At 69.3% G+C, this 16,092-nt stretch carries 13 protein-coding genes and 1 tRNA gene; 6 read left to right on the top strand and 8 right to left on the bottom strand.

The window, feature by feature from the left end:
- Positions 1 to 11: 11 nt before the first annotated feature.
- Positions 12 to 1,106 carry an ionic transporter y4hA gene (locus tag A0130_06695; protein ID ANF31396.1) on the bottom strand — a complete coding sequence of 365 codons (1,095 nt, stop codon included), beginning with the start codon at positions 1,104 to 1,106 and terminating at the stop codon, positions 12 to 14.
- Between the two features lie 110 nt (positions 1,107 to 1,216).
- On the opposite strand from A0130_06695, the gene A0130_06690 reads away from it, so the two are divergent.
- Positions 1,217 to 1,828 (top strand): hypothetical protein, encoded by a 612-nt coding sequence (locus tag A0130_06690; GenBank protein ID ANF31395.1) that lies wholly within the window; start codon positions 1,217 to 1,219, stop codon positions 1,826 to 1,828.
- On the opposite strand, the gene A0130_06685 is transcribed toward A0130_06690, so the two are convergent.
- The gene (locus tag A0130_06685; GenBank protein ID ANF31394.1) at positions 1,720 to 2,313 is read right to left on the bottom strand and encodes a hypothetical protein; all 594 of its coding nucleotides are present in this window, start codon (positions 2,311 to 2,313) and stop codon (positions 1,720 to 1,722) included. The genes A0130_06690 and A0130_06685 overlap by 109 nt on opposite strands.
- Positions 2,314 to 2,574: 261 nt before the next feature.
- On the opposite strand from A0130_06685, the gene A0130_06680 reads away from it, so the two are divergent.
- Positions 2,575 to 3,789 carry a chloride channel protein gene (locus A0130_06680; GenBank protein ID ANF33326.1) on the top strand — a complete coding sequence of 405 codons (1,215 nt, stop codon included), beginning with the start codon at positions 2,575 to 2,577 and terminating at the stop codon, positions 3,787 to 3,789.
- Positions 3,790 to 3,823: 34 nt separating this feature from the next.
- Here the strand turns inward: A0130_06680 and A0130_06675 are convergent, their stop codons facing one another.
- Entirely contained in the window at positions 3,824 to 5,767 is a 1,944-nt protein-coding gene (locus A0130_06675; protein ID ANF31393.1) for a hypothetical protein, read from the bottom strand.
- A 447-nt stretch (positions 5,768 to 6,214) separates the two neighbouring features.
- Between A0130_06675 and A0130_06670 the strand changes: the two genes are divergently transcribed.
- A complete protein-coding gene (locus tag A0130_06670) occupies positions 6,215 to 9,469 on the top strand; it encodes a hypothetical protein (protein ANF31392.1) in 3,255 nt (1,084 codons plus the stop codon).
- A gap of 113 nt (positions 9,470 to 9,582) precedes the next feature.
- Here the strand turns inward: A0130_06670 and A0130_06665 are convergent.
- Positions 9,583 to 9,658: transfer RNA gene (locus A0130_06665), tRNA-Lys, on the bottom strand.
- 55 nt (positions 9,659 to 9,713) lie between these two features.
- On the opposite strand from A0130_06665, the gene A0130_06660 reads away from it, so the two are divergent.
- From A0130_06660 to A0130_06650, 3 genes are all read left to right on the top strand, one after another.
- The gene (locus tag A0130_06660) at positions 9,714 to 10,343 is read left to right on the top strand and encodes a DNA-directed RNA polymerase subunit beta (GenBank protein ID ANF31391.1); all 630 of its coding nucleotides are present in this window, start codon (positions 9,714 to 9,716) and stop codon (positions 10,341 to 10,343) included.
- Between the two features lie 212 nt (positions 10,344 to 10,555).
- The gene (locus A0130_06655; GenBank protein ANF31390.1) at positions 10,556 to 11,116 is read left to right on the top strand and encodes an RNA polymerase subunit sigma; all 561 of its coding nucleotides are present in this window, start codon (positions 10,556 to 10,558) and stop codon (positions 11,114 to 11,116) included.
- Positions 11,113 to 11,874, top strand: coding sequence for a hypothetical protein (locus A0130_06650; protein ANF31389.1), 762 nt, complete (start codon positions 11,113 to 11,115; stop codon positions 11,872 to 11,874). The genes A0130_06655 and A0130_06650 overlap by 4 nt, the downstream gene beginning before the upstream one ends.
- Before the next feature lie 78 nt (positions 11,875 to 11,952).
- On the opposite strand, the gene A0130_06645 is transcribed toward A0130_06650, so the two are convergent.
- From A0130_06645 to A0130_06630, 4 genes are all read right to left on the bottom strand, one after another.
- A complete protein-coding gene (locus tag A0130_06645; protein ANF31388.1) occupies positions 11,953 to 12,732 on the bottom strand; it encodes a phosphate ABC transporter ATP-binding protein in 780 nt (259 codons plus the stop codon).
- Between the two features lie 29 nt (positions 12,733 to 12,761).
- Entirely contained in the window at positions 12,762 to 13,853 is a 1,092-nt protein-coding gene (locus A0130_06640; GenBank protein ANF31387.1) for a phosphate ABC transporter, permease protein PstA, read from the bottom strand.
- The gene (locus A0130_06635; protein ANF31386.1) at positions 13,853 to 14,800 is read right to left on the bottom strand and encodes a phosphate ABC transporter permease subunit PstC; all 948 of its coding nucleotides are present in this window, start codon (positions 14,798 to 14,800) and stop codon (positions 13,853 to 13,855) included. The genes A0130_06640 and A0130_06635 overlap by 1 nt, the downstream gene beginning before the upstream one ends.
- A gap of 102 nt (positions 14,801 to 14,902) precedes the next feature.
- The gene (locus A0130_06630; GenBank protein ID ANF31385.1) at positions 14,903 to 15,997 is read right to left on the bottom strand and encodes a phosphate ABC transporter substrate-binding protein PstS; all 1,095 of its coding nucleotides are present in this window, start codon (positions 15,995 to 15,997) and stop codon (positions 14,903 to 14,905) included.
- Between the last annotated feature and the right edge of the window lie 95 nt (positions 15,998 to 16,092).

Below are 16,092 nucleotides of genomic sequence, written 5' to 3'. Positions count from 1 at the left end.
CGGCCGCCGCGCTACGGCGCGATCGATAGGAAGATGAAGGCCGCGAACAGGACGAGGTGGATGCCGCCCTGCAGCCGCACCGCGCGTCCCTGCACGATGGTGAGGATGCTGACCAGCACCGTCAGGACCAGCAGCACGATCTGACTGGCCCCGAGCCCCAGGCGCAATTCGCCCGGCAGCCAGATGGACGCCAGCGCGATCGCCGGGATGGTCAGGCCGATGCTCGCGATCGCCGAGCCGAGCGCGAGATTCAAGCTCGTCTGGGCGCGGTTGCGGTTCGCCGCCTTCGCCGCCGCGATTCCCTCTGGAAGCAGGACGAGCAGGGCGATCACCACTCCCGCGAACGACTGCGGGAGGCCGATCCCGACGATCGCCCGCTCGATCGGAGTCGACTCCAGCTTCGCGAGACCCACCACGGCGACGAGGGACACCATGAGCAGTCCGAGGCTCGTCACGGTGGCGCGGTTGGATGGTCTCGCGGCGTGGTCATCCTCGGTGAGGACCTTTCCCCTGCTCGTCACGGGCAGGAAGAAGTCGCGGTGGGCGACCGTCTGCGTGAAGACGAACATGGCGTAGAGGGCAAGCGAGGCGATCGCTGCGAAGGCGAGTTGCGGCGGCGAGAACACCGGTCCGGGCGCGGAGGTGAAGCTCGGCAGCACCATGGTCAGCGTCGCGAGCGCGGTGACTGTCGCGAGCGCGGCGCCGCTGCCCTGGGCGCTGAACGCGGTGGACTCGCGGCGTGAGGCAGCCAGCAACAGCGACAATCCCACGATCCCGTTCATCGTGATCATCACCGCGGAGAAGACGGTGTCGCGGGCGAGCTCGGGCGAGTCCTTGCCCGTCGTCATCAGCGTGACGATGAGCGCCACCTCGATGATCGTCACCGCGACCGCCAGCACGAGCGATCCGAACGGCTCCCCGACGCGGTGTGCCACGACCTCCGCGTGCTGCACCGCGGCGAGCACCGTGCCCGCCAGCACGACCGCGATCACCGCGACGGCGACCGAGCTCAGCTCCACGGTCCAGAAGGCCGCCAGCACGATCACGCCGATGACGGGCACCCCGATCGCCCACCACCGTGCAAGCCAGGATCCGAGCGCCGTCATGCCCTCCATCCTGCCAGCAGGCGCGGGGTGCGGGGAGTCAGCGCCCGGCTTGACGGCCCGCTCCGGCGGGTCCCGGGCGCTCGCCGCCCTTCTCGTGGTGGGATGAAGCCATGACCGGGAACTGGACCCTCCGCATCGCCGGCACCGCGGGTGTCGCCCTCGCCGTCGCCCTCGCCGTGGCGGGATGCGCGACCCCGAACTCCGCGCCGACCACGGGCTCGGCGTCCGCCTCCACCACGCCGTCGTCCTCACCGCGTCCGACCGGGACGGGCACGGCGACCGCCACGCCGATCGACGGCCAGTGCGACACCGCGAACCTCACCGGCACCATCGGCAAGGGAGGCGGTGGCGCTGCGGGCAGCGTCGAGGTCACCCTCGTCCTGACAAACAACGGCTCGACCCAGTGCTCGCTGCAGGGCTGGCCGGGCGTGTCGTTCGTCGGCGACGGCAACGGCACCCAGCTCGGCAAGCCCGCGGACTTCGACCGCAGCACGCCGCATCCCACCGTCGTCCTGCAGCCGGGCGGGACCGCGCAGGCGCCGCTCCGCATCACCCAGGCGCTCAACTACCCGGAGGCCGACTGCGGGCCCAAGCCGGCCGACGGCTTCCGCGTCTACCCGCCCGGGTCGACCGAGTCGCTGTTCGTGAAGGATGCGGACTTCACGGCGTGCACCTCCGATTCCATCGGGCTGCTCCAGGTCGGCGCCCTAGTCGGGAGCTGAGTCCCGACGTCAGGAGCAGACGCGAGCGATCGCGCCCTGCCACGACTCCGCGACGCCCCGAGGGCATCCTCGACCGCGCCGCGAGCCGAGTCGGCGGAGGCGCCCGCGGGTGCGGCGGCGTACGCCTGGATGCTGTCGGACAGCGTGTCCAGGGCGCCGCGAACCGGATTCAGCGCTGATTCCACAGCGGGTGTCGCGATGTCCTGCGTCCGCGCGTCGAACGCGGTGACGGCCGAGCGGATGGCGCGGGCGGACTCCACGTCGGGCGCGGGCATCGGGAGGCGCGCCTGCAGGGTCGCCTCGAGGGCGTGACGGGCGCTCCGGATGGTGGTGCAGTCCCGCCCGCGCTCCGCCGACGCTTCGGAGAACAGCGGGAACTCCGTGCGCAGCGACGCCGACAGCAGCAGGCCGGCGACCACGCAGCCGGTGACGATCGCGGCAGCGCCCGGCCACAGCGCGGCGAGCAGTGATCGGCGAGTCGACATCCCACCCGTATGGACGCGTTCACGCCCCGTTCGTGACGCGACCGGGCGCGACGTCGCCGTCGACGCCGCGTCCTGCTCGAGCTCCAGCGGCTCGGGGGAGGTGGCTGCCACACTTTCACCGTAGCGGCGGAGGGTGAACAATTCGTTGCACGATCGCGGGGTCCTTCGTGCCCGCGTGCATCCCGATACCCTGAGCACGTGCGCACCGCCCGACGCCCCGCCGGCCCGGACACGCCCCGCTGGCTGATCCGGCTGGTCGTCGTGACGGCGCTGGTCGGGGTGGGCGCCGGGATCAGCGGAGGTCTCGTCTACCTCGGCCTGCACGCCTTGCAGCACCTGGCGTTCGGCTACTCCGAGGGCCACTTCTACGAGGGCCTGTTGGATGCGCCTCCCGTCAACCGCGTCGTCGCGCTCGCCGTCGCGGGCGTCGTCGGGGCCGTCGGCTGGTTCCTGCTGCGCCGGTGGGGCCGGCGCGCGCCGCAGCACGCGGTCGTCTCGGTCGAGCAGTCGGTGAACGGTCGCAGGATGCCGCCCTTCGTCACGATCGCGAACGCCGCCCTCCAGGTGATCATCGTCGGCCTCGGAGCGTCGATCGGGCGCGAGGTCGCGCCGCGGGAGCTCGGCGCGCTGTGGGCGGGCTGGCTGGCGGAACGTGCGGGGGTCTCGGCGCGCGAGAGGCGCATCCTCGTCGCCTGCGGTGCCGGGGCCGGCCTCGCCGCGGTCTACAACGTTCCGCTGGGTGGAGCGGTCTTCGCCGTCGAGATCCTGCTCGCCGAGGTCAGCTTCGCGACCGTGCTGCCCGCGTTCGCGACTTCGGCGGTCGCCGCGCTGGTGGGCCGGACCGTCGTGCCGGCCAACCCGCTGTACGCGGTGCCGCCCCTCCACGTCACCCCCTCGGTCGTCGTCTGGTCCGTGCTCGCCGGCCCGCTGCTCGGCCTCGCCGCGGTCGGCTTCGTCCGGTCGGCCCGCTTCGCCCAGGGTCACCGCCCGCGCTCGTGGGGCATCCTCGTCGTCATGCCGCTGACGTTCGTCGCGGTCGGCGTGGTCGCGCTGTGGCTGCCCGCCATACTCGGCAACGGCCGGGCGCTCGGGCAGCTGGCGTTCGCCGCATCCCTTCCCTTGCTGCTCATCCTGCTCATGAGCGTCGTCAAGGCCGCGGCGACCGTCGGCACCATCGGCGCGGGCGCGGCCGGCGGCACGCTGACGCCGTCGCTGGCGATCGGCGCGGGCCTCGGCCTCGCCGGAGGGGCCGCCTGGAACCTCCTGTGGCCGGGAGCCGAGCTGCCGGCATTCGCGGTGATCGGTGCGGCCGCGTTCCTCGCCGTGACCATGCGCGCGCCCATCACCGCGCTGCTCCTCACGCTGGAGTTCACGAACCAGGGGCCCGACCTGCTCGCCCCGGTGATGCTGTGCGTCGCGGGCGCGGTCGCGGTCGGCTATGTGCTGGAGCGGTCGCGGGTCACGGGAGTGGCGTAGGGAAGGCAAGGACCACCCGGACGATCGCTCGGCGTCACCCAGCTGCCTCCGAACTCGACGCCTGCCCGACCATGTTCCGGAGCAGCCAGGCGGCGTAGAAGCGTTGTCCTTCCTTGGTCGGGTGGGTGCCGTCCGCGAACATCGGGTGCCCGTCGGGGGTCTGCTGCGCCGCGCTGCTGCCGTCCCCGAGGAGGAATGCGTTGTAGTCGAGCAGCGTGAAATCCGGGTTGGCGCGGAGCGTCCCCTCGATGGCGTCATTGAAGCAGGCGACGCGGTCGGAGTGGCCGACGAACGGGGCGTCGAGGCGCTCGTTCGCCAGCAGCACCTTCGGGTGGTTCGGAGCCGAGCGCAGGATGTCGACCAGAGCCCGCAGTTTCTCGTGGTAGCGGGCCTTCCACGCCGGTTCGCAGGGGTGCGTCCACGTGCCCCCGATCAGCTGGTCGGCCGCGTCCCAGCCGCTGTGGATCACGACATATTCTGGGCTGCTTGCGAGGGCTCCCTTCAGCTTCTTCTCCCAGGGCCAGCAGGCGGAGACGATGGCTTCGTGCGCGTTGGTGAATCCCGTCACTGTGCGCGCGCCGTCCGGATCGAAGAGGCCGCACCCGCCGGAGGCGATGTTCGTGGTCTCCACGCGGTCGCCCGCGTAGGTCTTGAGGGCGTCGGCGAAGCTCACGCCGATGCTGTCGCCGACCACGACGACCTTCGGCTTTCCGCCGGTCGCGGTCAGGGGGACGGTGGGCAGCAGCGCGGAGGCGACGCTCGCCTCCGCCGGCACGGTTCGCAGGGGCGGTAACCAGAGAGCCGTTGCGACGACCGACACGGCGGTGATCACGGCGGCGACGGTGCCGGATCTGACTCGCCAGCTCCGACGATAAAGCGGCTCGGCCAGCATGTGGTGCAGGATGCTGGCGACGACGATCGCGATCGTGCCGCCCACGGCGAACAAGACCCAGCCCGAGACGCCTGGGAAGTTCAGCTGCAGTAGCCAGTAGATGGGCAGATGCACCAGGAACAGCAGGTACGAAATGGTCCCGATGAACCGGAGAGGCCGGAACATCAGCACCCGGCCGAGGAGATTGCCGGTCACGCACAACGAGCCGATGAGCACGGCCGTGGTCACGGCGACTGCCACCTGCCCACCCTGGTAGAGCCATGCCTGGTGGTAGTCGGTCGTGAGAAGGGTGAGCGCGACGAGGACGCCGAGGCTCAGCACGCTCAGCGTCGTCGCGCTGCCCGCGGCGACGCGGCCCCGCAGGTGACGGTGACCGAGATGGACGATGACGGCGGCGAGGGCGCCTGCGACGAACGTGACGGCGCGGGAGTCGGATCCCATGTAGACCCGATCGGCGTTCGTGCCGTCGTACAGCAGCGGACCGACGAGCGCCGTCGCGACCAGCAGCACCGAGAACAGCGTGACGAGCAGCCACGGCCTCCGCCGGGAGAGCGCGGTGAACGCGAGGACGATCAGCGGGCCGACGATGTACATCTGCTCGGTCACCGCCAGCGACCACATGTGACCGAGCGGGGTGACGCCGCCGGCCGTGTTCCAATACGCCTGCCCCGCGACGATCTGGTGCCAGTTGGTCACCTCGGCGATCGCAGCGATCGCCGTCCCCGCGGTCCGGTCCCACTCCGACGGCGGCCCAAGCCAGGACACGAGCGTCAACGTGCCGAGCAAGGTGACCGCGAGCCCGGGAAGGATGCGCTTCACCCGGCGCCCCCAGAACGCGCTGACCCGGATCCGCCCGGTCTTCTCCCGCTCGCGCAGGAGCAGCAGCGTGACGAAGAACCCGGTGATCACGAGGAACACGTCGACGCCGAAGACGCCGTGTCCCGTCGCGTTCGAGTGGTAGAAGAGCACCGACACGATGGCCAGGCCGCGCAGGCCGTCCACGGACAGATAGCGCGGCGACCGCGGGCGTGCGGCACCCTCTGCAGCGCTGGTCGTCGCGATCGTCTCGCGTGATGTCTCGGACACGGCGGGTCACCTCCACAGCAGGCAGGTGGCGTTTCCCCCTGCCAATTGGGAGACGTAGAAAGAGCACTAGGCATGACGGGGTCGGCTCGCATTGCATGTAAGCGATGGCGTGACGCGGCTCAGGTAATGCATTCATTGGGCGCGGATCGTCGTCAGATCCCTCACCGCGACCGGTCTTCATCTGTGAGGGCCGCCGACCGGCGGACCGATCCGAACGAAGGAGCATTCGTGCGACGAATAGTCTCGTCACTCGCAGCCGTCGCGATCGCCGTCGCGGCGACAGTCGTCCCCAGCGTCGGGGCCCAGGCGGCGACGGACTGCCGATCGATCACGAAGCGATTCTCGGCGGAGTTCATCAGTCCACATACCGGAGCCACAGCCGATGGGATCGACCCGGCTACGGGAACCTCGTGGGGCTGGTGGGACTCCAACGTCTGGAATCAGGAGATGGCACTCGCCCAACGGCTGTGCGTCGACGACGTCATCCTGCAGTGGACCGCCGAGAACTGGGCCGGCACGGACGTTCCTGCCGGCATGTCGGCGGACGCGGCTCCGCCTTGTGTGCAGACCGACTCCACCGGCGCGGGGGTACGGACGCTCTACCCGTCGTCCGTCCCGGCGTGGGAGAAATCCCGCCTCAGCTACTCCACGCCCTCCGGATGCGTTCAGGATGACCCGGCCAAACCCAAGAAGCGGCAAGACGTCGTCGGCCTCGCGCTTGCCGCCGCGAAGGCGACGGGCCGCAAGGTCTGGCTCGGCCTGCTGCTCCAGAACCACACGGAGATGGACAACACCACGTGGATGGCTCGCCAGACGACCTACAGCGAGCAGGTCGCCTCGGAACTGTGGGCGCGGTACGGGCAGGTGTACGCAGACCAGATCGCAGGGTTCTACCTGCCGTTCGAGGGCGACAACGTGCAGTACTCGCCAGATCCCACGTCCGGTGTCGCCTGCACCCGTTACGTCAATCTCCTCGACTACACCAAGAAGGTGACAGCGCGCGTCCGCGAGCTGGCCGGCGCCGGGGTGCGCATCATGACGTCGCCGTACCATGTGGCCGCGACCAGTGCGACGGCGGCAAGACAGTCCTCGCAGCAGACGGCCTTCCAGACGTATCGGAAGGTCGTCGCCGCCCTGACCACTGGCACGGGCGTCACGACGTACGCACCCCAGGACAACCTCGGGGCCGGTTCCGACCCGTCGGCGGCGGCCGGGTGGATGGCGGCGGCACGCCAGGGTATCGATGACGCGCGCGCGGCGGGCTCCGATGTCGACCTTTGGGCCAACATCGAGCAGTACTCGCAACAGGGAGAGGGGTCGCAGCCACTCGGCCAGTTGCTGGCCCATATGGATGACGTGAACGCCGCCGCCATGGTCGGCGACAAGCGGGTCCTTCCCCGGATCGACCACTTCATCGGGTTCTCCTTGGCGAACTTCGACACGAACTGGTTTCCCAAGGGGCAGACAGCCGGTCTTCGTGCGGCTTATGCGCACTACCTCGCGAACCCCGGGTCGACGCTGAGCCAGAACGTGCCCGCGGTATCGAACCTGACGGCCACTGCTGTCGCGTCCTCCCTCGACGTCTCCGTCCAGTGGTCTCCGGTGGCGAGCATGCCCACGCCGGCTCCTGGCGTCGCCCCTGCCCCGGTGCTCGGCTACGTCGTCTATCGGGACGGAGTTCAGCTCGCCCACGTCGGACAGCGGTTCACGTCGCAGACCGACGCGAATGGCTTCTACGCCGTCGACGCGAGCGGGCCGTCGACATTCACCGATCCCAGTGTCCCGACGGGCAAGACCTTCACCTACGAAGTCGCAGCTTTCGACTCCTATGGGAATCTCTCACCTCGGAGCCAGGTGCAGCTCGTCGTCCCCATAGGGGCGGCGGACGTGCTCTCCTCGAGTGCCGTTGCGTCCACCAACGCATCGCTACGCGTCTCGGATAACGCCCCCTACAGTGCGGTTGTCCACGACGGCAATCCGGAGAACATCTGGGATGCCATCAATGCCGGAGACTCGGCCGGCACCTACGCGGACGGGCGGCCCGTCGCCAAGGCGGTGGACGGGCACATCGGCGAGCCCCGTTATGAGGACCCGGCCTGGATCGGCCTCGGAACGGGTTCGACCGCCGTTACGGACGTGCAGTCGGTCGAGATCGATCTGCCGTCGCCCGTCGGCGTTCATGCTGTGCGCACGAACTGGCTCTCCGACGGCAAGGTCGGCGTCCGACCGCCGGACCCGAACTACGTCAGCGTGAGCACCCGGAATCAGGCTTCGCAGGTCGAGGGCACTCCGTACGAGCCGCTCACCGCACCCGGTGAGGTGTCGAGCGGCATCAACCCGGACGGTTCCACCTCCGGGGTCGTCATCCCGAATCCAGGTACCGGGTGGTACACGACGGGTCTGCTCGGGGCCAGCGAGCGAATCGCCTCGTCCGTGAGAGTCAGTGTGACTCAGCCCGGCGGCGACCCCTGGGCGTTCCTCTCGGAGGTTCAGGTGCTCAACGCCGCGGGCAAGAACGTCTGCGACGGAGGAGCGTGCACCGCACGCGTGCTCAACCTCTCCGGCGACGTCCCGACGACCGCCAACCGCTACGCTCCGATGTCGGGGCGGACTTTGACGAGCCCTAACGCGCTCCGCTCCGCGGACGGGACGCTCAGCCCGCTGACCTACTCGTGGGACGTCGTCTCGAACTCGGTCGGATGGTTGCGATCCACGCCCTTCGACTTGGTGGTGGATCTCGGGGTCGAGCGACCCATCGGCCAGATCTCGAGTGATTGGTTCAACACCCAGGGAAGCGCTCACGCGCCGACAGTCAGCGTGTCCGTCCTTCCCGACAGCTCCGGCTCGGGCGCACCGGACCTGTCGCCGAGCGCGGCGTGGACTTCGGTGACCACCAGCCGGACGGACACCGGAACTCTCACGACGTACACGGCGAGTACGGGAGGCGGGAGCCCTTCGGGCGCGACCGTGCGCGCGCGGTGGGTGAAGCTGGTAGTAGTGCCGTCGGACTCCTGGAACATCACCACGAACCTGACGGTGAAGACGCCGGAGGCATTCGACGCCGCCCGGTGCGGAAACACCTGCGCGGAGCCGCCCCGCCTCTACAAGACGTCGTCCGACACCACCGCCAATCCCGGGACGGTCGCTCCCTTGGCCGCCAGCGGTGCCGCCGTACCGGTCGGCTGCCGTCCGACGGGAACAACGTGCGCGACCGACAGCGCCGCGGGCTCGGCGACGATCACCAAGCCGATGCCGGCCACCGACCGCCCCGACTACTCCTACATCCGTGCCAACGGTCTCACCTTGCTCAGCAGTCCCTCATGGGATGTGGTCGCTCCGGTGGGCACATCTGACGGAACAGGGGTTTCGCGGATCGCGTCACCGACGATCTCGATGGTGTACGCACCGAATATGGGTTCCATCCTGCCCACCTCCATCGACCTGTACACCGCGTCTAGTGGCGGCCCAGCCGTCGATTCGTCTGATCCGGACGGCTCGCGGCCATGGCGATCAACGGGTGTCAACGCAGGCGCGCCGAAGCTCCCGACGTACGTGCCCGGCGACACCGCGTTCATCTACACGTACACGTTCCCCGAGGTCGTCGCCGCCGACGGGCAACGAGTAGAGGCACTTCGTTTCCATCTCAACACGCGGAACCAGCTGGCGATCGTCACGCGCGTCCAAGCCGGCGTCTGGAAGTAGCCCATGCCGACGGGCCGGAAGCCGTTGAGGCCCGGACCATCGCCGACATCCCGGATTCAATCCACGGGGTTTCGGCGGGGTCCGGGCCTCTTCCGGCTCTACTCGCACGCACTGGGTGGGCCCGGTGGGGCTCGAACCCACGACCCGCGGATTAAAAGTCCGATGCTCTGCCAACTGAGCTACAGGCCCTCGCCTCCAATCTAGCGTGGATTCGCCTGGGCGTCCGACGGGGGACAATGGGTGGATGTCCGATCGCTTCCACAAGCCGGCGCTGTTCACCAGCGGCATGTTCGAGGCTTTCATGGGTGGGGAGGATCCCGCCCAGATCAGCCGCGTCGCCCACGAGACCGCTCGGGCGCTGCTCGCGCGCGTGCGCGAGAACCCCGACCCGGAGGTCGTCGCCCGGCTCGTCGCCTTCACCGACGAGCACGGCATCGACGCTCTCGCCGAGCTGTGGTCGCGGTCCGACGCCAAGAGCCTGCCGGGGGCGTTGTGGCGCATCTACCTGCTGCGCCTGCTCATCCGGCAGGACGCGGAGGGCACCGCCTACCTGTACCAGCGCGGCACCGAGGTGCTCACGTCCATCGACCCGGTGATCGCGGGGGCGCCGACTCCGGCCGGCCCGGCCGAGATCACCGAGCTGGCCGACCGGATCCTGCGCGGCTTGTTCGAAGGGGATTTCGCCGTCGCCCTCGACCGGGCGGCAGCGTTCTGCCGGGTGGCCGCCGCGGGTGCAGCGTCCGTCGCCGATGATCGCGACATCCTCGACCCGGAGCGCGCCAGCGAACTCACCACCCGCGCGCTGCGGTTCACCCGCACCGCAGAGGAGCTCAGCGCCTGCGCGCGGCTGTGGCGGTCCGACTCGCTCGACTGAGCGCCGAGCACCGGCCACCGGGAGGTCAACCCCCGTTCCCGGATCGGCGTTCTCCCGCTGCGAACGCCACGCCCGGCGTCGGTGGCCGACCCTCCTGTACTATAGAAGTCGCCGGGCCGCAGTAACCCCGGGCTCCAAAACTAGCCGCTCCGAGCGGCCTCGCGCCGAGAGGCGTTCTGCGGCCCGGCACTTCTCATGAGAGCGGAGACGACGTGGACGACGCCCCTGCCGGCGATCTCGACGACCTCCTGCTGCGCACGGCCACCGGCGACCAGGAGGCGTTCTCGCGCTTCTACGACGCGACCGCGTCGCGGGTTCTCGGCCTCATCCGCCGCCTGCTGATCGACGCGGCGCAGTCCGAGGAGGTCGCCCAGGAGGTGTTCCTCGAGGCGTGGCAATCCGCTACGCGGTTCGATCCGAATAAGGGTCGAGCGCAGACGTGGATCATGACCATGGCCCACCGGCGCGCCGTCGACCGGATCCGGGCGTCGCAGGCGTCCCGGGACCGCGACACGGCCGTCGGCATCCGCGATCTCCCCACCGCGTACGACCAGGTGGCGGAGACGGTGGAGGTCCGCGTGGAGCACGAGAGGGTGGAGGAGGCCATGCGAACGCTGAGCGAAGCGCAACGCCGGGCCGTCACCCTCGCCTATTACGGGGGACTCAGCCAGTCGGAGGTGGCCGCCGAGCTCGGCATCCCGCTGGGCACAGCCAAGACTCGGCTGCGCGATGCGATGATACGGCTGCGACAAGAACTGGGGGTGACGACATGAACGACGAGCACGACCGTGAGGACGCGCGCCTGGGCTATCGCCTCGGGGCGGCCGACGAACAGGAGGCCGCCGTGTTCGAGGATGTCGCCGCCCAGCTGGCCCTCACCGCCGAGCCGGTGCAGCCGCGCTCCGAGCTGAAGGCGGCGCTGTTCGCGAAGCTCGCCGACACCCCGCAGCTGCCTGCCCAGGATGCGCCGGTGCACGATACTCCGGTTCAGGATGCGCCTGCCCAGGATGCGCCGCCCGCCCTGCTGACCGCCGCTCCCGGCCCCGCGGAGCGCGCCGCACAGCGCCGGTGGTTCCAGCGTCCCGGCCTCATTCTCGGCGCCGCCGCGGCGGCCGTCGTTCTCTTCCTGGGGGGTGCCTTCGTCGGCTCGAGCCTCTCGGGGACGAACTCCTACACCTCGCAGCAGGCGTCCGCGCTCGCCCAGATCAACGCGGCCTCGGACGTGCAGCGCGCCAGCGCGGACGTGGCCGGCGGCGGAACCGCCACCCTCGTCTGGTCGGGCGAGCTCGGCAAGTCCGCGCTCGTCGCCAACGACCTCCCCGCCCTCCCCGGCGACAAGACCTATGAGCTCTGGTACATCCGCGATGGCCAGGCCACCCCGGCCGGCACGATGGAGTCCGAGGGCACCGGCTCCACCTGGCGCGTCCTGAGCGGTCAGATGGCGGCCGGCGACACCGTGGGCGTCACTGTCGAGCCGCGCGGCGGCTCCACCAAGCCGACCACCGCCCCCATCGTCGCGATCTCCTCCTGATCCAGCCGTCGAGCACAGCGAAAACGTCGCCCCGCGGATGCGGAGGCGACGTTTTTGCTGTGCTCGACGGCTAGCGGATCAACCGAAACGGCCGGAGACGTAGTCCTCGGTGGCCTGCACGGACGGGTTCGAGAAGATCTGGTTCGTGTCGTTGTACTCGATGAGCTTGCCCGGCTTGCCGGTGCCCGCGATGTTGAAGAAGGCGGTGCGGTCGGAGACGCGGCTCGCCTGCTGCATGTTGTGGGTGACGATGACGATCGTGTAGTCGTTCTTGAGCTCCTCGATCAGGTCCTCGATCGCGAGGGTCGAGATCGGGTCGAGGGCCGAGCACGGCTCGTCCATAAGCAGCACGTCGGGGGAGACCGCGATCGCGCGCGCGATGCACAGACGCTGCTGCTGACCGCCGGAGAGGCCGGAGCCCGGGAGGTTCAGACGGTCCTTGACCTCGTTCCACAGGTTGGCGCCCTGGAGCGACTTCTCGACCAGGTCGTCGGCCTCGCTCTTCGACATCCGGCGGTTGTTGAGCTTGACGCCCGCGAGCACGTTGTCGCGGATGCTCATGGTGGGGAACGGGTTGGGGCGCTGGAACACCATCCCGACCTGGCGGCGGACGAGGACCGGGTCGACGCCCTGGCCGTACAGGTTGTTGCCGTCGATCAGCACCTCGCCCTCGACGTACGCACCGGGGATGACCTCGTGCATGCGGTTGAGCGTGCGGAGGAAGGTCGACTTGCCGCAGCCGGACGGCCCGATGAACGCGGTGACGGTGCGGGGCTCGATGGTGAGCGACACGCCTTCGACGGCGCGGAAACTGCCGTAGTAGACGTTGAGGTCGTTGACTTCGATGCGCTTGGACATTTCTTCCTTAGCTTCGGGTGGTTGACGGCTCAGCGGCCGTACTTGGGGGCGAAGGCCTTGGCGATGATGCGACCGATGAGGTTGAGCAGCATCACGATGATGATGAGGGCGAGCGCGCCGGTCCAGGCTCGGTCGATGGAGGCCTGCGCGTGCAAGCCGGCCGCCTGCGTGTACTGCGTGTACACGAACACCGGCAGCGTCATCATCCGGTCGTTGAACAGGTCGTAGTTCATGCTCGTGGTGAAGCCGGCGACGATCAGCAGCGGCGCGGTCTCGCCGATGACGCGGGCGATGGCGAGCATGACGCCGGTGACGAGGCCGGCGAGGGAGGTCGGCAGCACGACCTTCAGGACCGTCAGCCACTTCGGCACGCCGAGGGCCAGCGACGCCTCGCGCAGCTCGTTCGGAACGATCCGCAGGATCTCCTCGCTCGACCGCACGACGACCGGGATCATCAGCACCGACAGGGCGATGGAGCCCATGAAGCCGTTGCGGACGCCGGGCCCGAAGAACAGCGCGAAGAGCGCGTAGGCGAACAGGCCGGCGACGATCGAGGGGATGCCCGTCATCACGTCGACGAAGAAGGTGATGCCGCGGGCGAGCATCCCGCGCCCGTACTCGACCAGGTAGATCGAGGTGAGCAGGCCGATCGGCACCGAGATGAGCGCGGCCATGAGGGTGATCTCGAGGGTTCCGACGATTGCGTGCAGCGCGCCGCCGCCCTCGCCGATGACGTTGCGCATCGACTCCGAGAAGAACGCCACGTCGAAGCGGGCGAGGCCCTGCGAGACGACCGTCCAGCCGACGGAGATGAGGGGGAGCAGGGCGATGATGAACGCCGTCGCGACGAGCGAGGTGATCAGCCGGTCCATCGCCTTCCGCGGGCCTTCGACCAGCAGCGAGGTCGTGTAGATCGCGACGTCGAACAGCACCGTGCCGAAGAAGATGGCGCCGACGATGTTGAAGTCCTTCGTCGCGCCGCTGGCGGCCAGGATAGCGAAGATCGCGCCGAAGACGACCCAGGAGGCGACGAGCAGCGTCCACGGGGTCCAGCGGGGCAGCTTGCCCGCGGTGTACGAGTTGGCGAGGGGGCGCGGCGCGGTGGCGGTCGTGGTGGCCATCAGTTCGCTCCAGAGAAGGCCTTGCGGCGGCTGACGATGTAGCGGGCGAGCATGTTGATCAGCAGCGTCACGACGAACAGCACCAGGCCCGAGGCGATGAGCGCGTTGACGCCGATGCCGGTCGCCTCGGGGAACTGGAGGGCGATGTTCGCCGCGATGGTGTTCGGGCTCTGCGCCTGCAGGACCGCGAACTTCACGATCAGGGCCGGCGAGAGGACCATCGCGATGGCCAGCGTCTCGCCGAGCGCACGGCCGAGACCGAGCATGGCGGCCGAGACGATGCCGCTGCGGGCGAAGGGCAGCACGGCCATCTTCACCATCTCCCAGCGGGTCGCGCCGAGCGCGAGCGCCGCCTCCTCGTGGAGGCGCGGGGTCTGCAGGAAGATCTCGCGGCAGATCGCCGTCATGATCGGGATGACCATGACCGCGAGCACGAGCGCGGCGGTGAGGATGGTGCGGCCGGTGCCGGAGACGGGCGGCGCGAAGAAGGGGATCCAGCCGAGGTTTTCCCCGAGCCAGACGTAGAACGGCTGGACGAACGACGACAGCGTCGCGATGCCCCAGAGGCCGAACACGACCGACGGGACGGCCGCGAGGAGGTCGATGATGTAGCCGAGCACCGAGGCCACGCGGCGCGGTGCGTAGTGCGAGATGAAGAGGGCGATGCCGAGGGAGAGCGGCGTCGCGATCAGCAGGGCGATGATGGCCGCCCAGATGGTGCCGAAGACGAGCGGCCAGACCCACGACCAGAAGTTCGTGGCGTTGTTGGGCAGTTCGCCGGCGCCGGCGAAGAGGGCCGGGATGCTCTGCACGACGAGGAAGATGGCGACCGCGGCGAGCGTGGCGAGGATCAGGGATCCCGCGACGATGGTGCTGGTCGAGAAGACACGATCCCCGAGGCGGATCTTCGCCTTGGGTCTGATCGCTCCTACGGTTCCGGCGGTCATTCCTTGCTTTCTCTCATCGGGTGCGCCGCCTGGCGGGCGGCTGAGGGTGGGAGCGCCGCTCGGCCCGGGCTGACGAGCAGCCCAGGCCGAGCGGGTGGTGACTTACTTGATGCTGGCGGCGGCCTTCGAGACCTTGTCGGCCAGGTCGCTCGCGAGCGGGGCGGAGCCGGCCTGCTCGGCGGCGGCCTTCTGCGCGTCGCTCGAGATGATGTAGTCGACGTAGCCCTTCACCAGATCGGCCTTGGCGGCGTCCTTGTACTCCTGGCACGCGATGACGTAGGAGACGAGGACCAGCGGCCACGCGCCCTTGCTGGTGTCCTTGCGGTCGATCTGGATGGCCAGGTCGTTGGTCTCGCGACCCGACGCGATCGGGGAGGCGGCGACCACGGCGGCAGCACCGTCGGCGCTGATCTTCTCGTAGTTGTCGCCGACCTTCAGCTGGGCGATGCTGAGGCCCGCCGAGCCCGACTCGTCGATGTAGGTGATCGAGTTCTTCGCGTTCTTGGTGGCGTCCGCGACACCCGAGGTGCCCTTCGCGGCGTCGCCGACCTGGAACGGGAAGGTCTGGGAGGCCGGAGCGGTCCAGACGTCGGCGGCGTTGGCCGCCAGGTACTCGGTGAAGTTCTGCGTGGTGCCCGAGTCGTCGGAGCGGTGCACGACGGTGATCGGGGCGGACGGGAGGGTGGCGTCCTTGTTCTGGTCCTTGATCTTCGCGTCGTCCCAGGTGGTGATCTTGCCCGAGAAGATGCCGGCGATGGTCGCGGCGTCGAGCTTGAGGTCCTTCACGCCGTCGACGTTGTACGCGATCGCGATCGGGGAGATGTAGACGGGGAGGTCGATGCCCTTGCTGCCCGCGGCGCAGCCGGCGAACGTGGAGGCGAGCTCCTCGGTCTTGAGCGCGGCGTCCGAGCCGGCGAAGTCGGCGGCACCCGAGATGAAGCTCTTACGACCGGCGCCCGAACCCTGCGGGTCGTAGTTGATGGTGGCCTTGGGGTTGGCCTGCTGGAAGCCGGCGGCCCAGACGGTCTGCGCGGCGCCCTGAGCGGACGAGCCGATGCCGTTCAGCGTGCCGGAGTAGTTGGTGGCCTTGGCCGTCGTGGTCGACGGGGTGCTGCCCTCGTTCGACGCACACGCGGTGAGGGTGATGGCGGCGGCGGCGAGCAGTGCCACGGGAGCGCCGATGCGCTTGAGATTCACAGTTGTCCCTTTCGGGGTCAGTAACAACAGGACTGGGGTCGGTGCGACCCGCCAGACAAGCTATTCGCGGTGTCTGTCCAGAGTCCCCCGCGGCG

It is taken from the genome of Leifsonia xyli (genome assembly GCA_001647635.1).
GTDB classification, from domain to species: Bacteria; Actinomycetota; Actinomycetes; order Actinomycetales; family Microbacteriaceae; genus Leifsonia; species Leifsonia xyli_A.
Note: the sequence above shows the minus strand (reverse complement) of the source record. Positions and strands in the feature narration are given on the sequence as shown.

Excerpts from the sequence above, each read along its gene's own strand:
- A0130_06640 (ANF31387.1), bottom strand. The coding sequence starts at position 13,853 with ATGGCCACCACGACCGCCACCGCGCCGCGCCCCCTCGCCAACTCGTAC.
- A0130_06695 (ANF31396.1), bottom strand. The coding sequence starts at position 1,106 with ATGACGGCGCTCGGATCCTGGCTTGCACGGTGGTGGGCGATCGGGGTG.
- A0130_06650 (ANF31389.1), top strand. The coding sequence starts at position 11,113 with ATGAACGACGAGCACGACCGTGAGGACGCGCGCCTGGGCTATCGCCTC.
- A0130_06635 (ANF31386.1), bottom strand. The coding sequence starts at position 14,800 with ATGACCGCCGGAACCGTAGGAGCGATCAGACCCAAGGCGAAGATCCGC.
- A0130_06660 (ANF31391.1), top strand. The coding sequence starts at position 9,714 with ATGTCCGATCGCTTCCACAAGCCGGCGCTGTTCACCAGCGGCATGTTC.
- A0130_06670 (ANF31392.1), top strand. The coding sequence starts at position 6,215 with ATGGCACTCGCCCAACGGCTGTGCGTCGACGACGTCATCCTGCAGTGG.
- A0130_06685 (ANF31394.1), bottom strand. The coding sequence starts at position 2,313 with ATGTCGACTCGCCGATCACTGCTCGCCGCGCTGTGGCCGGGCGCTGCC.
- A0130_06690 (ANF31395.1), top strand. The coding sequence starts at position 1,217 with ATGACCGGGAACTGGACCCTCCGCATCGCCGGCACCGCGGGTGTCGCC.
- A0130_06645 (ANF31388.1), bottom strand. The coding sequence starts at position 12,732 with ATGTCCAAGCGCATCGAAGTCAACGACCTCAACGTCTACTACGGCAGT.